The sequence below is a fragment of the Streptomyces sp. NPDC021093 genome, assembly GCF_044333135.1.
Classification (GTDB): domain Bacteria; phylum Actinomycetota; class Actinomycetes; order Streptomycetales; family Streptomycetaceae; genus Streptomyces.
Genome location: NZ_JBIRQJ010000006.1, coordinates 483,506 through 503,721, shown reverse-complemented (window position 1 = coordinate 503,721; position 20,216 = coordinate 483,506). Strand labels below are relative to the sequence as shown.

At 71.8% G+C, this 20,216-nt stretch carries 17 protein-coding genes; 15 read left to right on the top strand and 2 right to left on the bottom strand.

Features of this window, described 5'->3' with window-relative positions; genetic code table 11:
• Positions 1–18: 18 nt before the first annotated feature.
• Entirely contained in the window at positions 19–459 is a 441-nt protein-coding gene (locus ACH4SP_RS21170) for a GNAT family N-acetyltransferase (protein ID WP_398417041.1), read from the bottom strand.
• 148 nt (positions 460–607) lie between these two features.
• Between ACH4SP_RS21170 and ACH4SP_RS21165 the strand changes: the two genes are divergently transcribed.
• From ACH4SP_RS21165 to ACH4SP_RS21155, 3 genes are read left to right on the top strand one after another with little or no spacing between them, the layout of a single operon-like run.
• Positions 608–3,259 (top strand): alpha/beta fold hydrolase, encoded by a 2,652-nt coding sequence (locus tag ACH4SP_RS21165; protein WP_398417040.1) that lies wholly within the window; start codon positions 608–610, stop codon positions 3,257–3,259.
• Positions 3,256–4,140 (top strand): ABC transporter permease, encoded by an 885-nt coding sequence (locus ACH4SP_RS21160; protein ID WP_398417039.1) that lies wholly within the window; start codon positions 3,256–3,258, stop codon positions 4,138–4,140. The genes ACH4SP_RS21165 and ACH4SP_RS21160 overlap by 4 nt, the downstream gene beginning before the upstream one ends.
• Positions 4,141–4,187: 47 nt before the next feature.
• Positions 4,188–4,658 (top strand): DUF1772 domain-containing protein, encoded by a 471-nt coding sequence (locus ACH4SP_RS21155; protein ID WP_398417038.1) that lies wholly within the window; start codon positions 4,188–4,190, stop codon positions 4,656–4,658.
• Positions 4,659–4,743: 85 nt separating this feature from the next.
• Here the strand turns inward: ACH4SP_RS21155 and ACH4SP_RS21150 are convergent, their stop codons facing one another.
• Entirely contained in the window at positions 4,744–5,937 is a 1,194-nt protein-coding gene (locus ACH4SP_RS21150; protein WP_398417037.1) for a glycosyltransferase, read from the bottom strand.
• 351 nt (positions 5,938–6,288) lie between these two features.
• On the opposite strand from ACH4SP_RS21150, the gene ACH4SP_RS21145 reads away from it, so the two are divergent.
• From ACH4SP_RS21145 to ACH4SP_RS21090, 12 genes are all read left to right on the top strand, one after another.
• Positions 6,289–6,867, top strand: coding sequence for an LmbU family transcriptional regulator (locus ACH4SP_RS21145; protein ID WP_398417036.1), 579 nt, complete (start codon positions 6,289–6,291; stop codon positions 6,865–6,867).
• Between the two features lie 72 nt (positions 6,868–6,939).
• On the top strand, positions 6,940–7,503 hold the full coding sequence (locus ACH4SP_RS21140; RefSeq protein WP_398417035.1) for a PH domain-containing protein: 564 nt from the start codon (positions 6,940–6,942) through the stop codon (positions 7,501–7,503).
• Complete coding sequence (locus ACH4SP_RS21135; protein ID WP_398417034.1) at positions 7,500–9,251, top strand: PH domain-containing protein; 1,752 nt, start codon at positions 7,500–7,502, stop codon at positions 9,249–9,251. Before ACH4SP_RS21140 ends, ACH4SP_RS21135 begins: the two co-directional genes overlap by 4 nt.
• A 137-nt stretch (positions 9,252–9,388) precedes the next feature.
• On the top strand, positions 9,389–10,399 hold the full coding sequence (locus tag ACH4SP_RS21130; RefSeq protein ID WP_398417033.1) for an aldo/keto reductase: 1,011 nt from the start codon (positions 9,389–9,391) through the stop codon (positions 10,397–10,399).
• Positions 10,400–10,567: 168 nt separating this feature from the next.
• Positions 10,568–11,137 carry a GNAT family N-acetyltransferase gene (locus ACH4SP_RS21125; RefSeq protein WP_398417032.1) on the top strand — a complete coding sequence of 190 codons (570 nt, stop codon included), beginning with the start codon at positions 10,568–10,570 and terminating at the stop codon, positions 11,135–11,137.
• A gap of 84 nt (positions 11,138–11,221) precedes the next feature.
• Positions 11,222–12,256, top strand: a complete 1,035-nt coding sequence (locus tag ACH4SP_RS21120; RefSeq protein ID WP_398417031.1) for an NAD-dependent epimerase/dehydratase family protein — start codon at positions 11,222–11,224, stop codon at positions 12,254–12,256.
• 13 nt (positions 12,257–12,269) lie between these two features.
• Positions 12,270–13,655: an activator-dependent family glycosyltransferase gene (locus tag ACH4SP_RS21115; protein WP_398417030.1), complete on the top strand. Its 1,386-nt coding sequence runs from the start codon at positions 12,270–12,272 to the stop codon at positions 13,653–13,655.
• Positions 13,655–14,932 carry an activator-dependent family glycosyltransferase gene (locus ACH4SP_RS21110; RefSeq protein ID WP_398417029.1) on the top strand — a complete coding sequence of 426 codons (1,278 nt, stop codon included), beginning with the start codon at positions 13,655–13,657 and terminating at the stop codon, positions 14,930–14,932. The genes ACH4SP_RS21115 and ACH4SP_RS21110 overlap by 1 nt, the downstream gene beginning before the upstream one ends.
• 36 nt (positions 14,933–14,968) lie before the next feature.
• Positions 14,969–16,294, top strand: coding sequence for an activator-dependent family glycosyltransferase (locus tag ACH4SP_RS21105; RefSeq protein ID WP_398417028.1), 1,326 nt, complete (start codon positions 14,969–14,971; stop codon positions 16,292–16,294).
• Between the two features lie 6 nt (positions 16,295–16,300).
• A complete protein-coding gene (locus ACH4SP_RS21100) occupies positions 16,301–17,578 on the top strand; it encodes an activator-dependent family glycosyltransferase (protein ID WP_398417027.1) in 1,278 nt (425 codons plus the stop codon).
• 44 nt (positions 17,579–17,622) lie between these two features.
• Positions 17,623–18,912, top strand: coding sequence for an activator-dependent family glycosyltransferase (locus ACH4SP_RS21095; RefSeq protein ID WP_398417026.1), 1,290 nt, complete (start codon positions 17,623–17,625; stop codon positions 18,910–18,912).
• Positions 18,912–20,186: an activator-dependent family glycosyltransferase gene (locus ACH4SP_RS21090; RefSeq protein ID WP_398417025.1), complete on the top strand. Its 1,275-nt coding sequence runs from the start codon at positions 18,912–18,914 to the stop codon at positions 20,184–20,186. The genes ACH4SP_RS21095 and ACH4SP_RS21090 overlap by 1 nt, the downstream gene beginning before the upstream one ends.
• Positions 20,187–20,216: the final 30 nt, after the last annotated feature.

The following is a 20,216-nucleotide window of genomic DNA, read 5'->3' as shown; positions in this document are numbered from 1 at the left end:
CGGGGCCCTCGCACCCTCTCAGGCGAAGCCCCAGGTGAGCATGGCGAATACGCCGTCGCGCCGCGCGCCGGCCGCCGCGTACGTGGCCAGCGCCGCCGCGTTGTCCGTGTCGACGCCGACCCACATGTCGTAACAGCCGCGCGCACGGGCCTCCGTGGCGAGTGCCTCGGTCAGCGCACGCCCGATGCCGCGCCGCCGGTGGCCCTCGTCCACGGACAGCTCGTACAGGCACATCTCGGTGCCCTTGTCCGGGTGCAGCATCTCGATGCCGGAGACCATCCCGGCCGGAAAGCCGTCGACGTACGCGATGAGCATCAGATGTCCCGGCGCGGCCAGGAAGCGCTCCGCCCACTCCTCGCGCGCCGCCGCATCAAAGAGGTGCTCGGCGGCGATCAGTTCCGCGGTGGTGGCGGCGCGGCGGATCTCCCAGCGGTGGGTGTCCGTGCGGCGGATTTCCATGCGACGGCCTCTCCGGTACGGGCGTACGGGGACGAGCGGCGTACCACGGCTGCGGTACGGCGCAGCGGCGCTCTACTCCTCGGGGAGGTGCACCGGCTCCGCCTGGCGGCAGCCTAAAGGCACAGGGCGGGCACTTAGGGTCGGGAGCATGGAGAATCCCCTTCGCCGACTTCCGCGCGGGCGCCCCCGCGGGAGGCGGCTCACCGCCGTGCTCGCGGTGCTCGCCGTGCTGGTGGGCGGTGGAGTCTGGGCGGGAGTCGCCGCCGCGGCAGACGACCCGGCCCCCGTGCACAGGTCCGACCGGATGATGGAGATGCCGGGCGCCCGCATCGACACCTCGTACTTCACCGCGGGCGAGGCCGCGAAGCGCAGGCCCGCCGTGCTCGTCGGCCACGGCTTCGGCGGCAGCAAGAAGGACGTGCAGGCCCAGGCGGAGGAGCTGGCCCGGCAGGGGTACGCCGTCCTGACCTGGTCCGCGCGCGGCTTCGGCAGGTCCGGCGGGAAGATCGGCCTCAACGACCCGGACACCGAGGTCAAGGACGTGTCCCGGCTGATCGACTGGCTCGCGCGGCGCGGCGAGGTCCAGCTCGACAAGGCGGGCGACCCGCGCGTCGGCGTCACCGGCGTCTCCTACGGCGGCGCGATCTCCCTCCTCGCCGCGGGCCACGACCCGCGCGTGGACGCGATCGCACCCCAGCTGACGTACTGGGACCTCGCCCAGTCCCTGTTCCCCGACGGGGTGTTCAAGAAGCTCTGGGCCGGGATCTTCGTCACCACGGGCGGCGGCTGCGCCCGCTTCGAGCCGAAGCTGTGCGAGATGTACGAGCGGGTGGCCGTCGCGGGCAAGCCCGACGACGCGGCCCGCAAGACCCTTGAGGAGCGCAGCCCGTCCGCCGTCGCGGACCGGATCAAGGTGCCCGCGCTGATCGTCCAGGGGCAGAGCGACTCGCTCTTCCCGCTCGGCCAGGCGGACGAGATGGCCGCCGCCGTCTCCAGGAACGGCGCCCCCGTCGCCGTCGACTGGGTCTCCGGCGGCCACGACGGCGGCGACCAGGAGGCGGACCGTGTCCACGGCCGCATCACCGACTGGTTCGACCGTCACCTCAAAGAGGACGCGACGGTCGACACCGGCCCCGGTTTCCGCGTGAGCCGCACCGGGGGAGTCGACTCCACCAACGGCTCGGCCAGCCTGCGCGGCGCGGACGCCGCCCGCTACCCGGGCCTGCACCACGACGTGCGGAACGTCCCGCTCACCGGCCGCCGAGGCCCGGAGCAGACCTTCGCCAACCCGGCCGGGGCCAACCCGCCCGCCATCTCCTCCGTGCCGGGCGCGGGAGCCCTCTCGCAGCTCTCCGGGCTCGGCGTGGGCCTCTCCCTGGACTTCCCCGGCCAGTACGCGCAGTACGATTCCGCACCCCTGGACAGCGGCCTCCAGGTCACCGGCGCGCCGACCGTCAAGGTGCGGGTGAAGTCCGACCGCGACGACATGGTGCTCTTCGCGAAGGTCTACGACGCGAGCGGAGGCGGCCGGCAGGTGCTGCCGCACCAGCTGGTCGCCCCGGTCCGGATCACCGGCGCGAAGGCGGGGAGGACCGTCGAGCTGACGCTGCCCGCGATCGACCACAACTTCCAGGCCGGGCACCGGATGCGGCTGCTGCTCACCGCGACCGACCTCGGCTACGCGTCCCCGGCCGACCCGGCGACGTACACCGTGGCACTGGAGAGCGGCCTGCGGGTGCCCACCGACCCGCAGCTCGCCACCGCCGCCGCCGGGCTCGCCTGGTGGGTGTGGGGGCTGCCGCTGGGCGGTGCGCTGGTCGCGGGCCTGCTGCTGCTCAGCGCGCGCCGCAGGACCACCGCACCGGCGCCGGACCCGGCGCTCGCGGACGTACCGCTGACGATCACCTCTTTGAGCAAGCGGTACGGGAAGTCCGGCGACAGGTACGCCGTCCGCGATCTGTCCTTCCGCGTCGAGAAGGGCCAGGTCCTCGGACTCCTCGGCCCCAACGGCGCCGGAAAGACCACCACCCTGCGGATGCTGATGGGCCTCATCACCCCCGACGGCGGCGAGATCCGCGTCTTCGGGCACGCCATCCGCCCCGGCGCCCCGGTGCTGTCCCGGGTCGGCGCGTTCGTCGAGGGCGCGGGCTTCCTGCCGCACCTCTCCGGCCGCGCCAACCTCGACCTGTACTGGCAGGCCACCGGCCGTCCCGCCGAGGACGCGCACATCGAGGAGGCCCTGGAGATCGCCGGACTCGGCGACGCCCTCCAGCGCGCCGTACGCACGTACTCGCAGGGCATGCGCCAGCGCCTCGCCATCGCCCAGGCCATGCTCGGCATGCCTGACCTGCTGATCCTCGACGAGCCCACCAACGGGCTCGACCCGCCGCAGATCCGCGAGATGCGCGACGTGATGATCCGGTACGCGGCGGGCGGACGCACCGTCATCGTCTCCAGCCACCTCCTGTCCGAGGTCGAACAGTCCTGCACGGACCTCGTCGTCATGGACCGCGGCAAGCTCGTGCAGGCAGGTCCCGTCGCCGAGATCATCGGCTCGGGCGACACCCTGCTGGTCACCGTCGACGGCGAGGTGACCCAGGCCGTGGTCGACAAGGTGGCCGCGCTGCCGGGCGTCGAGACGGCTGTACGCGCCGAGGGCGGGCTCCTGGTCCGCCTCGACGGGGGCACGGCCCAGGAGCTCATCGCCGAACTGGTGCGCATGGACGTCCCGTTGACCGGTGTGGGACCGCACCGCCGCCTGGAGGACGCGTTCCTCACCCTGATCGGAGGCCCGGCATGAGCACCGCAACCGCGACCGAGACGGCGACCGACATCGCACCCGGCTACCGTCCCGGGCGGACCCTCCCGCTCCGGGTCGAGGCCAAGCGCCAGTGGCGGCGGCGCCGCACGATGGTCATGGCGATCATCCTGGGCGCCCTGCCCTTCGTCCTCATCGCGGCCTTCGCCATCGGCGGTACCCCCGCCGAGCGCGGCGGCAGCGCCAGCGGCCGGATCAACCTCATGGACACGGCGACCGCGTCCGGCGCGAACTTCGCCGCGACCTGCCTGTTCGTGTCCGCGGGCTTCCTGCTGATCATCCCGGTCGCGCTCTTCTGCGGCGACACCGTCGCCTCCGAGGCCAACTGGTCGTCGCTGCGGTACCTGCTCGCCGCACCCGTGCCGCGCGCCCGGCTGCTGTGGAGCAAGCTGGCCGTGGCGCTCGTCTTCAGCCTGGCGGCGATGGTGCTGCTGCCGCTGGTCGCACTGATCGCCGGTACGGCGGCGTACGGCTGGGGACCCCTGGAGCTGCCCACCGGCGGCTCACTGGCGGCCGGTACGGCGGTGCCGCGCCTCGCGCTGGTCGTCGCGTACCTCTTCGTCTCCCAACTGGTCACCGCGGCGCTCGCCTTCTGGCTCTCCACGAAGACGGACGCACCGCTGGGCGCGGTCGGCGGCGCGGTCGGCCTGACGATCGTCGGGAACGTCCTGGACGCGGTCACCGCGCTCGGCGACTGGCGCGACTTCCTGCCCGCGCACTGGCAGTTCGCCTGGGTGGACGCGATCCAGCCGCAGCTGGAGACGGGCGGGATGCTCAAGGGGGCGGCGATCTCGGTGACGTACGCGCTGGTGCTGTTCGCGCTCGCCTTCCGGGGGTTCGCCCGCAAGGACATCGTGTCGTGACGTAAAGAGGGCTGCGGGCGGGCCCGGCTCCGTACATCATGTGCGGCATGTCAACTCTTCTGCTCGCACTGGCAGTTGTCTCCACCGGCCTCTACGCGGGCATGATGCTGATCTTCCTGACCGGCATCATGCCCGCACTGGCGCGGGTGGACGACGAGCAGTTCGTCACGGCCATGCGCCGCATCAATGAGGACGTGCCGCGCGGCGTCTTCGTCACGACGATGTTCGCGTCGGTGCTCTTCCCCGTCGCGGCCCTCGTCGTCGGCCCGGACGGCGGCCGCACCGCCACCCAGCTCTGGCTCCTGATCGGCGGCCTGGCCCTCACCGTCCTCAACCACGCCGTCACGGCGGGCGGCAACATCCCGCTCAACAACGCCCTCGCGGCCTCGGAGACGGCCGGCACCCCGGACGCCGAGGTACGGGCCGCCTTCGAGCCCCGCTGGAACCGGCTGCACGGCCTCCGCACGCTCCTCGCGGTGGCGGGATTCGCCCTGCTGGTGGCGGGTGCACTGGCCTAGGCGGGGGGCATTTCAGCGCCGGGCGCGTGCACGGAAGGAGTCTTCCGGCGCGCGTACGGGCCCGGCTCCGGGTGCCGCAGGGAAGTCAGCGCCGCAGCAGTGCGAACAGCTTCTCCCACCGCTCCCCGACCACCTCGGGCGCATACCGCCGCACGCTCTCGCGGGCCGCGTCGCCCAGCTGTTCCCGCAGCTCCCGGTCCACCATCAACCGCTCGATGTGCCGCGCCAGTTCGTCCACGTTGCCCGGCCGGGCGAGCAGCCCGTCGACGCCGTCCGTCACGATCTCCCGCACCCCGGGCGACACGTCGAACGCGACGCACGGCAGCCCGGCCGCCTTCGCCTCAAGAGGCGTCACCGGAAACCCCTCCTGCCGCGACGGCAGCACGAACACCGAACCCTCCCGCAGCGCCCCCGGCACGTCCTGGGTGAACCCCATCCACTCCACGGACGCCCCGAGGCCCAGCTCCGCGCACTGCTTGTGCAGCGCCTCCTCGCGCGCGCGTGCGCCCCGGCTGCTCTCGCCGTACATCCGCAGCCGCCAGTCCGGGTGCCGGGGCGCGACCTGCGCCCACGCGTCGAGCAGGATGTCCGGCCCCTTGTCGTGGTCGAGCCGCCCGATGCCCAGTACGCACTTGCGGTCGCGCGGCGAGGGGTCCCGCACGGCGTCCGGCAGGAACCCCGGCATCACCCCGGTGTGGTTGACCCAGCTGCGGATCCACCAGTCGGCGTCCTGCCGGGTCGGTGCGAGCACCCGGTCCGCGTGCTGCCGGCACAGCCAGCGCAGCCGCTGGAAGCGGCCCGACCGCTTGGTGACGGCGTACGGTTCGTGGCTCATCAGGACGACCGGGAGACCCGTGGTGTCCGCGAGCGCCACCCACTCCAGCGCCCACCCCTCGGTCACCACGACGACCCCGCCGGTCCCGCCCGTCCCGCCGACCCCGCCTGCCTCGCCGGCGCCCCGGAAGAGCGCCGACAGCTCCGCGGCCTTCGCCCGCATGCCCCGCTCGTGCGCACGCCGCCGCCGGTGCGCGGGCAGGTCCAGCCGGTGCCTGGCCCTCGCCGGTGCGGCGGGCGGCGGGGCGTCGTACAACGCACTGACCCGGTACGGGAGATCGCTCCCGGTCCGCAGCCGCCGCGCCCCGTCGGCCGCGGGAGCCACGCCGATGAGCCGGACCCGGTGGCCTTGCTCGCTGAAGAGCCAGGCCAGCTGGTGGGCCCGGCGGGCGGTGCCGTCCTGGGCGTCGACGCTGCCGGAGACGAGAAAGATGTCCAAGAGCATTCCCGGGCTGGAGGGCGGATGGGGCATTCCGGGTCAAGTTACCCAAAGTTCCGTCCGGGTCGGGGTATGTCGCCCACCTCGGTCAGCGCGGCGTTCCGGCCGGACCCGGCGCCCTCGACGGCGCTGTCCCGCCAGCGGGACACCCGCGGGAGGGGCGGCGCCTGGCGGCCGTCGCGGCCACGGCCGCGGGTGCGACGGGTGTGACGACGGTGACGTTTGAGGCCCCGACCAGCCCATTTTGATCGCGTTCAGCTGCCATCAAGACCGCTGTGCGAGTCTCCGACACAAGGCGCAATGCGAAGTAAGGCGGTTGCAATGTCTGAGCTCATGCAGCGAGCTACGGTCCCTCCGGTGGCGGTTAAAGGGCGGGAAAAGCCCGAGAACATGGCCACCTACGGGCAGGCGATGAAGCGGCGCACTTCCCTGTCCATCCCCCCTGGTATTCCCATCGGTGCCTGGCGCAATCTCGGCCAGCACATCCACTCCATCTCCAGCTCTTCGGCTTGGTGGCTGGGGGACTGGCTGCTGTACGGGCAGGAGGAATACCCCAGCCGTTACAAGCACGCCGTGGCTCAGACTTCGCTGGATTACCAGACGCTGCGGAACTACGCCTGGGTCGCCCGGCGCTTCGAATCGCCGCAGCGGGTCTCGGGGCTGAGCTTCCAGCACCACGCGGAGGTGGCGGGACTCGCCGCCGACGAACGGTCCGCCCTGCTGAAGCGGGCCCTCGAACTCGGCTGGTCGCGCAACGAGTTGCGACGGCAGGTCAAGGCGCGCAAGGAGCTCGCCGGGGTCGTCGCGGGGAAGGTCCCCGCGCGGCTGAAGATGCGGCCCAACGACGACCAGCGGCAGCGCTGGCAGGAGGCGGCCGAGCACGAAGCAGTGGATCTGCTGGCGTGGATCACCAAGATTCTCGACGACGTTTCGTAGCCCCGGTGGTCGGGGTGCGGCTGAACTGAGCACTCCGGAAACCGAAGTGCTGTGTGCGGAGGAAGAGACGAGATGCGGGTCCAGGGAACACGGGTCCAGGGAACAACGGAGACGAAGCCACCGCCGTCGGCACTGGCCTCTCGTATCTCGGCGGCGCACGTGCGCTCGCCCCGGCACCGGGTGGACCGCCGGGCCGTCCTCTGGTGGACGCTGCGGGCGCTGATCGGGGCGCTCTGCACGCTGGGGGCGCTGGGGGCGACGTACCTGTGGTGGGAGGAGTCCAGGACCTGGGTCGGGCCCGTGCTGATCGTGGCGGCCGCCGGGTTCCTGCTGACGGTGGCGCTGATGCCGGCCTGGCGCTACCGGGTCCACCGCTGGGAGTGCACGGAGAACGCCGTGTACGAACTCAAGGGCTGGCTGGTGCGGGAGTGGCGGATCATCCCCGTCTCGCGCATCCAGAGCGTCGACATGGTGCGCGGCCCGCTGCAGCTCATGCTCGGCCTGGGCACCCTCCGGGTGGTCACCGCATCGCCGGAGGGCCGGATCAAGATCGTGGGCCTGGACGCGGACGTGGTGGCGCAGGAGGCGGCCGCGCTGACCGAGCTGACGCAGGCGACCCGCGGGGACGCGACGTGAGCGCCGTGGACGCCGGGGGCGCCGTGGACGCCGGGGGCACCGGGGGCACCGTGGACGCCGTGGACGCCGTGGGCACCGTGGTCGGTGTCGTGCCGGACGGGGCGGCGCCGACCGGCGACGAAGCGCCCGACGCCCCCTGGGAACGGCTGCATCCCCGGCTGATCTGGGTCAACCTGGCGCGCTTCGCGCTGTCCCTGGTGCCGACCCTGCTGTCGGTCTTCGTCTTCCAGACCGGCTCCGACCTGCTGGACAACTGGCCCGCCATGATCATGACCGGGATCGGTGTCGTCGTCAGCGTCGGCGACGTCGTGCGCTGGCTGCGGACCAGGTACCGGGTCACCGAGGGGCTGGTGGAGATACGTACCGGACGCCTGGTGCGCGTCTCCCGGCAGATCCCCCGGGACCGGATCAGGGCCGTCGACGTCAAGTCCAAGCTCCGGCACCGGCTCGCCGGGCTGCGCATCGTCTCCATCAGCTCGGGCCGGAGCAGGCCCGCGGTCAAGCTCGACGCCGTCACCAAGCAGATGGCGCTGACGCTGCAGCGCGAGCTGATGCACGGCGACCGCGCGGCGGCCGAGGGGGAGGACGGGGCGGAGGCCGCGGCGAAGGAGACGCCGATCGCCGAGTTCCGCTGGCGGTGGCTCGTCTACCACGTCCTCAACTTCACCTGCGTGCTCCTCGGCGGCCTGCTGCTGTGGAGCCTCCACTCCATGCTGCTGATCGTCGGCGTCGACCTGGTCGGCTCGCTCAACGACCTGCGCCACCGGCTCGCACCCGACGGTGGCACCGCCCTCGCCTGGCTGTACTGGGCCGTGGTGGTCGTGCTGCTCGGGTATTGCGCGCTGGCCTGCGGATTCGTCATGGAGAACTGGGGGTTCCGGCTGGTGCGCGTCCGCAAGGAGGACGGCACCGCCCTGCTCACCCGGCGCGGGCTGTTCTCGACCCGCGAGGTGCACAGGGACGACCGGCGGATGCGCGGCATCCAGATCGGCGAGCCGCTCCTGACGCGCTGGATCGGCCTCACCGAGACGACGGTCCTGTCGACCGGGCTGGCCGTCATCGACTTCAGCGGCGACCCGGCGACCAGCATCCTGCCGCGCGCACCGCTCTCGGAGGCCCGCCGGGTGGCCGCCCTGGTGCTGCCGGAGGCACGTCCCCTGGAGGCGCCGCTGCGACGGCACCCCCGCGCGGCACTGGCCCGACGGCTGCTGTGGGCCCTGGTGACGCCGGTCGTCGTGGCCGGGCTGCTGGTGTGGCTGTGGGCGACGGACGTGGTCGCGGGGTGGATTCCGGCGGTGGCGGGGCCCGCGCTGTTCGTGCTGGCCGTGCCGTTGGCGGTGGTGGCGTACCGGGCGCTGGGGCACACCCTCGTGGACAACTACCTGGTGCTGCGGTGCGGGCTCACGCGGCGCGTCACGGCGGCGATGCGGACGGAGGCCGTCATCGGCCTGAAGGTGCGGCAGTCGCTGTTCCAGCGGCGGCTGGGGGTGCTGACGGCGGGGCTCTCGACCGCGGCCGGCGAACGGTTCTACCAGGCCCCCGACATGAGCGTCGATCAGTTCCTGGTATTCGCGCAGGAAGCGGCTCCCGGACTGCTGGAGGAATTCCTGGTCGAGCCGGTGGGCGGGCCGGAAGGCAGGCCGGCAGGAGGGCCGGAAGGCAGGCCGAAAGGCAGGCCGGAAGCCGATCCGGAAAGCGGGCCAGAAATCGACGCCCAGCGGCTCCCCGCGCCCAGTCCGTATGCGTAATCATCGTGGCATCACTCTGAAGGCAGAAATTTCACATGCGCCCCGGCGAAAGGCGCCCGGCTTCTCTTGCCGGCAAGCCTTTGTTTGCAAGTGATTGCAAGCCTTTTGTCGGAGCGAATTTCTGGGAGTTGCTGTTTATGTGGGAAACAAAACTGGGCGACGGATTTGCCGTCAGCGCACTCGGTCTCGGCTGCAGTTCGATGTCCCATGGTTACGGTCCTGGTGACCGGGACGACGAGGAATCCGCCAGAGTGCTCCACCGGGCGGTCGACCTGGGCATCACGCTCTTCGACACGGCAGACGTGTACGGGCCGTTCACCAACGAGGAACTGCTCGGCCGCACCCTTGAGCCGTACCGCGACCGCGTCCGGTTCGCCACCAAGTGCGGCCTGATCGCCCGGCCGGACGGCACCCTGTCCCGCAACGGCAGGCCCGAGCACCTCAGGGCCGCCTGCGAGGCGTCGCTGCGCAGACTCCGTACGGACACCATCGACCTCTACCAGCTGCACCGCGTCGACCCCGAGGTGCCGCTGGCCGAGACCTGGGGCGCACTGGGGGAACTGGTCACCGAGGGCAAGGTCCGCGCACTGGGGATCTCGCACGCCACCACGGCCGAACTCGACCTGGTGCACAAGGTGTTCCCCCTGACCACCGCACAGTACGAACTGTCCGTGTGGGCACCGGAGAACGGGGCGGAAGTCCTCCCCTGGTGCCGTGCCCACGGCGTGGGATTCCTCGCCTTCGCCCCCATCGGGCGCGGATTCCTGTCGGGCAAGGTGTCCCGCGACAGCCTCTACACCGGCGACTCGCGCAACCGGGACCCCCGCTTCGACCTGGACGCCATGCAGGCCAACGAGGTCATCCTCGCCGGGCTGCGCGACGTCTGCGCCCGGCACGGCGGGGCCGTCACGCCCTCCCAGGTGGCCATCGCGTGGGTGCTCGCACAGGGGCCCGACGTGGTGCCCATCCCCGGGACCAGAAGGCTGCGGTGGCTGGAGGAGAACGCCGCCGCGGCCGAACTGACCCTGACGGACGAGGACATGCAACAGCTCGACCGGCTGCCGTCGGCGACCGGCGAGATGCGCTGGGACGCCGTACGGCCGGACGGGGCCGACCTGATCCGGACGGCCAGGACCGCACAGGGCTGACCGGGCCCGTCCGGGCGGCCAGGGGCCGGACCCGACGGCCGGGCCGACACCGGCCGGTACAGGGCCGACCCGACGGCCGGGCCGACACAGGCCGACACAGGCCGGTACGGGGCCGACCCGACTGCAGGGCCAACACAGGCCACCACAGGACCGATTGGACCATTCACCGTGCTCTTTCCTCACACCAGGTCGCGACGGCTGGAGTTCCGTCCCGCGTCCGCCGACGACCGGTCGGAGTTCGTCCGCACCCTGCTGCGGACCGGGATCGAGAGCGTCACCCCGGCGCGCGCCCGGGACACGCTCGACTCCAGCGCCGCCTTCCTCGTCGCCCTGCGGTCGACCGGTGACGTCGTGGGGTTCGCCACCCTGCACGGGCTCGACCCCGCGGGGCACCTGCGGTCCGGGCTCTACCTCGACCCGGAGCGCGCCAAGTACGGGGTCGGGGCCGAGGGCATGTACCTGACGACCAACTACGCGTTCGCGGCGTTCCCCGTCGACAAGCTGCTGGGGCAGACCACCGAGGCGACCTTCGGGTCCATCGGCGTCGCCAACGACGACGAGGCGAAGGGCGTGCTCGACGAGCACCTCTACTTCCAGGGCCGGCACTGGAACCTGCACAACTTCGAGGTCACCCGCAGCGAGTGGAACGTCCTCGTCGACGGCCGCCTCGGCAACGTGCTCGGCGAGGGCGTGAGCTGGCGGCACGACCCCAACAGGACGCCGCAGCCCGCTTTCTGACCCGTTTGCTCAAAGTCCGACCCGTTTGCTCCAAGTCCCCACCACAACCACCACAACCACCACCACCGAAGCGAAGGAGGACCAGTGCCAGGTCCTGGAACGGACAAACTGATCACCGTGCTCGGTGCGTCGGGCCTGCTGGGCACCGCCGTCAGCAGGCAGCTCGCGAGCCGGCCCGGACGGCTGCGGCTCGTCGGCCGCAGGCCGGTGACCGTGCCCGAGCGGCCCGTCGCCGACATCGAGGTACTGCGCCTCGACCTGACCGCGCCAGGTGCCGTCGCCGAAGCGGTCGCCGGATCCGACGCCGTCGTCCACCTGGTGGCGCACACCGGGGGCCCCGGCACCTGGCGGGTCGCCGACGGCGACACCCTCGCCGAGCGCGTCAACCTCGGCCTGGTGCACGACGTGCTCGACGCGGTCAGGACCGGGCGCACGGCGCCGCGGCCCGCCCTGCTGTTCTCGGGGTCCGTATCCCAGGCGGCCCGGATGCCGTCGACCGGCGCCGGGGACACCCCGCCCGACCAGCCGCCCACCGCGTACGACCGGCACAAGCTCGCCGCCGAGCGGGCCATCGAGGCGGCCACCGCCGAGGGCCTCGTCCGCGGCTCCACCCTGCGCCTGTCGACCCTCTACAGCCAGGGCACCGACAGCACCGACCTGGACCGGGGCGTGGTGGCGAGCATGATGCGGCGCGCCTTCGCCGGTGAGCCGCTCACCCTGTGGAACGGCGGCCTGGCCAAGCGGGACTTCATCGGCGCGGACGACGCGGCCGCCGCCTTCACCGCCGCACTGGACCGGCTGGACGCGGTCGGCGGGCACCACTGGGACATCGGTACCGGTGACCGCACCAGCGTCGCCGAGCTGTTCGCGCGCATCGCCGAGACGGTGGCAAGGCACACAGGCAAGCCGCAGGTCGCGGTCGAGGAGACCGACCCGGCCGAGTACGCGATGCCGACCGACGAGATCGACTTCGTGCTCACCGAGTCCGGATTCCGGCAGGCGACCGGCTGGCGCGCCGAAGTACCGCTGGGCGTCGGCCTGGACGCTCTCGCCGCCGCCATGGCGCAGCAACTGCCGGGCGGTGCCCGGGAGTCGACGGGTACCGGGAACAGGGTCTAGGGGGCCGTACGGCATGCGCGTTCTGTTTACCACCACACCGGACAAGAGCCTCTTCCAGCAGATGGTGCCGCTGGCCTGGGCGCTGCGCACCGCGGGGCACGAGGTGCGGGTGGCCTGCCAGCCCTCGTTCGCCGACACCGTCACCCAGGCCGGCCTCACCGCCGTACCGGTGGGCAACGAGCGGTCGATCTGGCGGCTGCCGCAGCTCACCCCGGAGCACACCGAGGCCGAACGCGACGGCCTCGGCTCCCCGTACCACGCGGCGGAGCGGGCACCGGAGGACCTGGACTGGACCACCATGCTGGAGGGCTACCGGCGCGTCGTCGGCCAGTGGCACAAGAGCGACAACTTCCCCGTCACCGCCGACCTGGTGGCCTTCTCCCGCGCCTGGCAGCCGGACCTGATCCTCTGGGAGCCGCTCAGCTACGCGGGCGCCATCGCGGCCAAGGCGTGCGGCGCCGCCCACGCCAGGCTGCTCTGGAGCATCGACGTGCTCGGGCTGACCCGGGCCCGCTTCCTCGACCTCCTGCGGCAGCAGCCCGAGAGCGAGCAGGAGGATCCGCTCGCCGACTGGCTCGGCGGCTACGCCCGCAAGTACGGCGGCGAGTTCAGCGAAGACATGACGACGGGGCAGTTCAGCATCGACCAGTTCCCCGCCTCGCTGCGGATGACCGCCCCGGGACACCGCTACATTCCGATGCGGTACGTGCCGTACGGCGGGCCCGTGTCGGTCCCGGCGTGGCTGCGCGAGCCGCCGGCGAAACCCCGGGTCGCCCTGACCCTGGGCATCGCGGCGACGAACCGCTTCGCCGGTCATGTCGCCGACGTGTCCGACATCCTGGACTCGCTGGCGGACCTCGACATCGAGGTCGTCGCCACGCTCGCACAGTCGGAGCAGGAGAAGCTGACCCGGATACCCGACAACGTCCGGGTGGTCAGTTACGTACCGCTGCACGCCCTCGTCCAGACCTGTGACGCGGTCATCAACCACGCGGGGCCCGGCACCTTCCTCACCACGGCGATCAGCGCCGTGCCGCAGGTCGCGGTGCCGTGGGACTTCGACGAACCGGAGCTGGCCAGGCGGGCCGCGGCACAGGGCAGCGTCGTGGCGCTGCGGGCCGACCGGGCGACCGGGGAAGCGGTGCGCGAGGCACTGCTGAAGGTGCTGTGCGAGCCGGAACACCGGGCGGCTGCCGCGCAACTGGCCGCGCAGTTCCACGCGTTGACCACGCCGAACGACCTCGTGGTCCGGCTGGAGGAGCTGGCGGACGAGTACCGGACGCCGGAGAGCGCGGGCTTCCCGTCCTCGGTGGGCGCGGATCTGCTGTCGCTGGCGGGGGCGGACATCCTGTCGGCGGCGGGGGTCGACTTCGTACCGGCCGCCGGTGCGGTGTCCTGATGCGGGTGCTGTTCGCGGTCAATCCGCACAAGAGCGTCTTTCAGTACCTGGTGCCGATGGCGTGGGCGTTGCGCACGGCGGGCCATGAGGTGCGGGTGGCGAGCCAGCCGTCGTTCGCCGACACCATCACCCGGGCCGGACTGACCGCCGTGCCCGTCGGACGGGACCACGTCAGGCTCCTCGCGGGCCGTGCCGTCGCCGACGAGTCCGCCGCCCGGGGGCGCGCCGGGATCGAGGCTCCGTACGACGCGTTCGACGACCCGGCGAAGGCGAACTGGGCCTACCTGTCCGCCGGAATGGCCGAGACCGTCCGGGTCAGGCACCACCTGTCGAACTTCCCCGTGGTCAAGGACCTGGTGGAGTTCGCACAGCAGTGGAGGCCCGACCTGGTGGTGTGGGACCCGCTGACGTACGCGGGGCCGATCGCGGCGAAGGCGTGCGGCGCGGCCCACACCCGGCTGCTGTTCGGGATCGATGTCTTCGGCGGCGTACGGGACTTGTACCTGCGGCTGAAGGAACAGCAACCGGAAGGGGAGCGGGTCGATCCGCTTGCCGACTGGCTGGGTGGTTACGCCCGGAAGTTCGGCGGTGAGTTCACCGAGGACATGGCGTCGGGGCACTTCACGATCGACCAGTTCCCGCGCAGTCTGCAGGCGGAGGCGCCAGGGCTTTCGTACGAGCGGATGCAGTACGTCGGTTACGGCGGGCCCGCGGTGGTTCCGGACTGGCTGTGGAAGGAACCGGAGCGTCCGCGGGTGGCGCTGACGATGGGGCTGAGTGCGACGGACGTGTTCAGCGGCTACACCATCGACACGCAGGAAGTGCTGGACTCGCTGGCGGACCTGGACATCGAGCTGGTGGCGACCGTCGCGGACTCCGAGCGGGCGAAGCTGCGCCGGATCCCGGACAACGCCCGCCTGGTTCCCTTCGTCCCCATGCACGTCCTCGCCGAGCGGTGCAGCGCCGTGATCCACCACGCGGGAGCGGCCACGCTCGGCACCTTCGCGCGCCACCCCGTGCCGCACCTCTCGCTGCACTACCACTTCGACCAGCCGTACCTGGCAAGGAAGTTGACCGCCCACGGCGCGGGTCTCGACCTGCACACCAGTGAGGTGACGGGTCCGCTGCTGCGGGAGCGGCTGCAGCGTCTGCTCAGCGAGCCGTCGTTCACCGTGCGGGCCGCGGACCTGCGCGACGAGATGCTCGCGCTGCCCACCCCCAATCAACTCGTGCCCCGCCTCGAAGAGTTGACCGACATCCACCGCACCGCCGGCTGACCGAGGCCCCGGAAAGCAGAGGGAGCACGACACACCATGCGAGTTCTGTTCACGACCTATCCGGAGCGCACGCACTTCCTGCTGATGGTGCCGCTGGCGTGGGCGTTGCGCACCGCAGGGCACGAGGTGCGGTTCGCCAGCCAGCCCAAGTTCGCCGACACCATCACCCAGGCCGGACTGACCGCCGTACCCGTCGGATCCAACCGGGACCTGTGGCAGATCCTGTCCCGGGACCCGAACTGGCTCGGCCCGCCGGAGCGGGGCGGCATGCCGATGCCGTACGACGTGACCGGCCGGGACCCCGAGGACATCTCCTGGGAGTACCTCAGCGAGGGATTCACCCGGCAGGTCAGGCGCTGGCACATGGCCAGCAACCTGCCGATGGTCGGTGATCTGGTCGCCTTCGCGCAGGAGTGGAAGCCGGACCTGGTGATCTGGGACCCGCTCACCTACGCCGGGTCGGTCGCCGCGAAGGCGTGCGGCGCCGCGCACGCGAGGCTGCTGTTCGGCACCGACATGTACGGGGTGACCCGCGACCACTTCCTGCGCCTCGCCTCCGAGCAGCCGGAGGAGGACCGCGTCGACCCGATGCGGGAGTGGCTGGAGGGGCACGCCGTGAAGTACGGGGCCACCTTCGACGAGACCATGATCACCGGCCAGGTCACCATCGACCTCGTCCCCGCATGCCTGCAGCAGCGCGCCCGGCGCACCTACCTCCCCCTGCGGTACGTCCCCTACGGCGGCCCCGCCACCGTCCCCGACTGGCTGCGCACCAAGCCCGCCAGGCCGCGGGTGGCCCTCACCCTCGGGCTGAGCACCACCGGGCACGGCGGGGAGTACGCCGCCGGGGTCCAGGACATCCTCGACGGGCTCGCCGACCTGGACATCGAGGTCGTCGCCACCATCGCCGAGTCCGAGCAGACCAAGCTCACCCGGATCCCGGACAACGCCCGCGTCGTGTCCTTCGCACCGCTGGACGCACTGGCCGCCACCTGCGACGCCGTGATCCACCACGCGGGATACGGAACCCTCGCCACCGCCGCGCTGCGCGGGCTGCCGCACCTGATGCTGCCCTGGGACAACGACGGCCCGGCCCTCGCCGAGGCCGTCGGTGCGACCGGGGCGGGGCTGGTGCTCAACCCGAAGGAGACCACCGGCGAGGCGGTCCGCGACGCCGTGCTGCGGCTGCTGTCGGAACCGGGCTTCCGCAAGGGTGCCGAGGCGCTCAGGGACACCCTCCTGGAGATGCCCACGCCCAACCAACTGGTCCCCGAACTTGAGCAGTTCGTGGCCGCGCAGCAAAAGGCACAGCCGCAGCCGCACACCCAGCCGCAGCCGCAGACCCAGAAGACAGGGGAGTAACGGACCGTGCGAGTCCTCTTCGTCGCCAACCCCGAGAAGGCCCACGTCCTCGCCATGGTGCCGCTCGCCTGGGCGCTGCGCACCGCAGGGCACGAGGTGCGGTTCGCCAGCACCCCCTGGTTCGCCGACACCCTCACCCAGGCGGGCCTCACCGCGGTCCCGGTCGGCCGGGACTCCGACCTGTGGGACCAGCTCCGCCGCGCCATGCCCGAGTGGGAGTACCGGCCGGAATTCGGCCTTCCGGCGCCCTACGACGTCGTACAGGACCCGGCGAAGGCCGACTTCGCGCAGCTGCGCGACGGCTACGACCACATCGTGCAGTCCTGGCACCGGCCCGCCTGCTTCCCGATGATCAGCTCGCTGGTGGAGTTCGCGCGGGCCTGGCAGCCGGACCTCGTGCTGTGGGAGCCGCTGGCCTTCGGCGGTCCGGTGGCCGCCGAGGCGTGCGGCGCCGCGCACGGCAGGCTGCTCTGGAGCTACGACGCCTTCGGCGAGACCCGCGAGCACTTCCTGCGGCTGAAGGAGCAGCAGCCGGAAGGGGAGCGGGTCGATCCGCTCGCCGACTGGCTGGGCGGCTACGCCCGCAAGTACGGCGGTGAGTTCAGCGAGTCGATGGCCACCGGGCAGTTCACGGTCGACCAGCTGCCGGAGTCGCTCGCCGCGGAGACCGCGCTGCCCAAGGTGCGCATGCGCTTCGAACCGTACGGCGGCCCCGCCGTGGTGCCCCGCTGGCTGTGGTCCGCACCCGCGCGCCCCCGGGTCGCGCTCACCATGGGCGTGAGCGCCACGGACCACGACGCCGGGTACACGATCAGTGTTCAGGACGTCCTGGACTCGCTGGCCGACCTGGACATCGAGGTCGTCGCCACCATCGCGGAGTCCGAGCAGGCCAAGCTTCAACGGGTCCCGGACAACGCCCGGTTGGTGAGCTACGTACCGCTCCAGGCGCTCGCGGCGACCTGCGACGCGGTCATCCACCACGCGGGCTTCGGCACCTTCCTGACGATGGCCCGCCACCATCCCGTGCCACAGCTCCTGCTGCCCTGGGACTTCGACGGCCCCGTGCTCGCGCGCAAGGCGCAGGAGCAGGGCGGCTCGCTCGTCGTACGGGCCGACAGGGCGACCGGCGCCTCGGTGCGCGAGGGCCTGCTCAGGCTGCTGGCCGAGCCGGTGTTCCGGGAACGGGCCGAGGCGCTGCGCGCGGAGATCGAGTCGACGCCGGGCCTGCACCGGGTGGTCGAGCAGCTGGAAGAACTCGTGGCCGCGCGCCGCGCCGCCGCCTGACCCGTCCCCCCCCACCCTTCCCACCTGCAAGAGAGGAACGCGCTGTGCGCATCCTGTTCACCGTCAACCCAGGGACGAGCATCTTCCAGGCCATGGTCCCGCTGGCGTGGGCGCTGCGCACGGCGGGCCACGAGGTGCGGTTCGCCAGCAGGCCCGGATTCGCCGACGAGATCACCAGGGCGGGCCTGACCGCCGTACAGGCCGGCCGGGACTTCGACCTCGGACGGGTCCTGGAGGCGGCGGGCGAGAACCTGTTCGAGGCCGCCAGGTCCGGTCTGCCCGCCCCCTGGGACGTGGCGCACGCACCGGAGAAGGCCACCTGGGACCACATGCTCCAGGGGTACGAGCAGACCGTCCAGGACGTCGAGAAGCCGGAGAACTTCCCGATCGTCGGAGGGCTCGTGGAGTTCGCCCGGCAGTGGCGGCCCGACCTGGTGATCTGGGAGCCGCTGTCCAGCGCGGGCGCTATCGCGGCCAAGGCGTGCGGCGCCGCGCACGCCCGCATCCTGTGGGGCATCGACGTCTTCGGGGTGGCCCGCGCGCACTTCCTGCGGCTGAAGGAGCAGCAGCCGGAAGGGGAGCGTTCGGATCCGCTCGCCGAGTGGCTGGGCGGCTACGCCCGCAAGTACGGCGGCGAGTTCACCGAGGACATGACCACCGGACACTTCACCATCGACCAGTTCCCCCGCGCCCTCCAGGCCGAGGCGCCGGGGCTCGACTACGAGCGCATGCAGTACATCCCGTACAACGGGCCCTCCGTCGTCCCCGGCTGGCTGTGGGAAAAGCCGGACCGGCCCCGGGTCGCGCTGACGCTGGGGCTCACGGCGACCGACATCTTCGACGGCTACACCGTCAACACCCAGGAGCTCCTCGACGAGTTGGGCGGTCTCGACATCGAGGTCGTCGCCACCATCGCGGACTCCGAGAAGGCCAAGCTGCGCCGGATACCGGACAACGCACGCCTGGTCCCGTTCGTGCCGCTGCACGTCCTCGCGCCCACCTGTGACCTGGTCATCCACCACGCGGGCCCCGGCACGCTGGCCACCGTCGCCCGGTACGGGGTCCCGCAGATCGCCATTCCGTACAGCTTCGACGAACCGCTCTTCGCACAGAAGCTCGCGGACGCGGGCGCCGCCGTGTGGATACCGAACAGCGAGGCCACCGGGAGCGCCATCCGGGACCAGGTGCTCAAGCTGCTCGGAGACCCTTCGTACGCGCGGGGGGCGGCACGGCTGCGCGACGACATCGAGACGCTGCCGACGCCCAATGAACTGGTGCCCAGGCTGGAGGAGCTGACGGCCAAGTACCGGTCCGCGACGGGTGAGGGCCTCTGATGCGAGTGCTGTTCGCGGTGAATCCGCACAAGAGTGTCTTTCAGTACCTGGTGCCGATGGCGTGGGCGTTGCGCACGGCGGGGCATGAGGTGCGGGTGGCGAGCCAGCCGTCGTTCGCCGACACCATCACCCAGGCCGGGCTCACCGCCGTGCCCGTCGGCAGGCGGCGCAATCTCGACAGGCCCCTGGAGATGCTCGACCCGCAGGTGATCGCCGACTCGCGCAAGGGCCTTCCGCAGCCCTGGGACGTGGCGGACGATCCCTCCCTCGCCACCTGGGAACACCTCCTGGAGGGCTTCACGCTGGCCACGGACTCCTGGCGCGAGGAGAACTTCCCGCTGGTCAAGGACCTGGTGGAGTTCGCGCAGCAGTGGCGTCCTGAGCTGGTGGTGTGGGACCCGTGGACGTACGCGGGCGCGATCGCGGCGAAGGCGTGCGGTGCGGCCAGCGCCAGGATGCTGTTCGGGGCGGACGTCTTCGGGGTGGCCCGCGCGCACTTCCTGCGGCTGAAGGAGCAGCAGCCGGAAGGGGAGCGTGCTGATCCGCTCGCTGAGTGGCTGGGCGGTTACGCACGCAAGTACGGCGGCGAGTTCACCGAGGACATGGCGTCGGGGCACTTCACGATCGACCAGTTCCCGCGCAGTCTCCAGGCGGAGGCGCCAGGACTGTCGTACGAGCGGATGCAGTACGTCGGTTACGGCGGGCCCGCGGTGGTCCCGGACTGGCTGTGGAAGGAACCGGAACGTCCCCGGGTGGCGCTGACGATGGGGCTGAGCGCGACGGACGTGTTCGGCGGCTACACCATCGACACGCAGGAAGTGCTGGACTCGCTGGCCGATCTGGACATCGAGCTGGTGGCGACCGTCGCGGACTCCGAGCGGGCGAAGCTGCGCCGGATCCCGGACAACGCCCGCCTGGTTCCCTTCGTCCCCATGCACGTCCTCGCCGAGCGGTGCAGCGCCGTGATCCACCACGCGGGAGCGGCCACGCTCGCCACGTTCGCGCGCCATCCGGTGCCGCACCTTTCTCTTCACTTCCATTTCGACCAGCCGTACCTGGCACGGAGGTTGACGGCCCACGGCGCGGGCTTGGATCTGCACACCGGTGAGGTGACGGGTCCGCTGCTGCGGGAGCGGCTGCGGCGTCTGCTCAGCGAGCCGTCGTTCACCGTGCGGGCCGCGGACCTGCGGGACGAGATGCTGGCGCTGCCCACCCCGAATCAACTCGTGCCCCGCCTCGAAGAGTTGACCGACATCCACCGCACCGCCGGCTGACCGAGGCCCCGGAAAGCAGAGGGAGCACGA

Bases quoted from the DNA above. Each gene is read 5' to 3' on its own strand.
- ACH4SP_RS21170 (WP_398417041.1), bottom strand. From the start codon at position 459: ATGGAAATCCGCCGCACGGACACCCACCGCTGGGAGATCCGCCGCGCC.
- ACH4SP_RS21165 (WP_398417040.1), top strand. From the start codon at position 608: ATGGAGAATCCCCTTCGCCGACTTCCGCGCGGGCGCCCCCGCGGGAGG.
- ACH4SP_RS21160 (WP_398417039.1), top strand. From the start codon at position 3,256: ATGAGCACCGCAACCGCGACCGAGACGGCGACCGACATCGCACCCGGC.
- ACH4SP_RS21155 (WP_398417038.1), top strand. From the start codon at position 4,188: ATGTCAACTCTTCTGCTCGCACTGGCAGTTGTCTCCACCGGCCTCTAC.
- ACH4SP_RS21150 (WP_398417037.1), bottom strand. From the start codon at position 5,937: ATGCTCTTGGACATCTTTCTCGTCTCCGGCAGCGTCGACGCCCAGGAC.
- ACH4SP_RS21140 (WP_398417035.1), top strand. From the start codon at position 6,940: ATGCGGGTCCAGGGAACACGGGTCCAGGGAACAACGGAGACGAAGCCA.
- ACH4SP_RS21130 (WP_398417033.1), top strand. From the start codon at position 9,389: ATGTGGGAAACAAAACTGGGCGACGGATTTGCCGTCAGCGCACTCGGT.
- ACH4SP_RS21115 (WP_398417030.1), top strand. From the start codon at position 12,270: ATGCGCGTTCTGTTTACCACCACACCGGACAAGAGCCTCTTCCAGCAG.
- ACH4SP_RS21110 (WP_398417029.1), top strand. From the start codon at position 13,655: ATGCGGGTGCTGTTCGCGGTCAATCCGCACAAGAGCGTCTTTCAGTAC.
- ACH4SP_RS21105 (WP_398417028.1), top strand. From the start codon at position 14,969: ATGCGAGTTCTGTTCACGACCTATCCGGAGCGCACGCACTTCCTGCTG.
- ACH4SP_RS21090 (WP_398417025.1), top strand. From the start codon at position 18,912: ATGCGAGTGCTGTTCGCGGTGAATCCGCACAAGAGTGTCTTTCAGTAC.